1 protein-coding gene is annotated in these 626 nt (G+C 55.9%); it reads right to left on the bottom strand.

Annotated elements, in window-relative coordinates; all coding sequences use genetic code 11:
* Positions 1 to 414 (bottom strand): type IV pilin protein, encoded by a 414-nt coding sequence (locus HMPREF2551_RS00180; protein WP_083323085.1) that lies wholly within the window; start codon positions 412 to 414, stop codon positions 1 to 3.
* Between the last annotated feature and the right edge of the window lie 212 nt (positions 415 to 626).

Below are 626 nucleotides of genomic sequence, written 5' to 3'. Positions count from 1 at the left end.
CTACCCCGTAAAAGGCTTACACTCCGCATCATTACCCCTAAATATCTCCTCACCGTCCGCACAGCTGCCCTTCCCCTTCATCTTCCCACACACCACCGCCGTCAGCGACTCGTTCAAGCGCAGCACCCTCGGCTCCGCTTCCCTGTCCAGCGCCACCGCCTTCAAGGTAAACTTACCCTCCAAGATACCTTTAGCCTGACCGCTCATTCTGATACAGAAACCGCCCGCCTCCTTCACCGGCAACTCCGGCCACTTCGTCGACGTCAGCTTAAAGCTGCCCTTTTTCGCATAGAACTGCTCCATAAAGCGTGCATTTTCCAGCAGCGCGGCATGCGCCGCACGCAGGTTGGCCGAGCGGACCGATTCCCGATAGGCCGTAAAGGCCGTCATCGCCAAGATCGAAACCAGCAGCATCACCACCAACAGCTGGACCAAGGAGTAGCCCCTCTGCACAGTTGTCCCATTCCGTTTTCCGTCAAATGCCTTTAAGTACATATCTTTCTTCCCTTTATCTTTTATATCCCTATCCAATAGGCGCCCTATCCGTTTATCCCTTCACCCAACGGAAGCCCCCACTGGTTCAAGCTTCATCCCCATCCCCAAACAAAGCCGCCCCGGGGCCCAAC

This window comes from Neisseria sp. HMSC066H01 (assembly GCF_001837375.1).
Taxonomy (GTDB): Bacteria; Pseudomonadota; Gammaproteobacteria; order Burkholderiales; family Neisseriaceae; genus Neisseria.
The sequence above is the reverse complement of the archived record's forward strand: the minus strand, read 5'-3'. Positions and strand labels throughout refer to the sequence as shown.

Coding starts and splice junctions, on each gene's coding strand:
- HMPREF2551_RS00180 (WP_083323085.1), bottom strand. CDS start 414: ATGCTGCTGGTTTCGATCTTGGCGATGACGGCCTTTACGGCCTATCGG.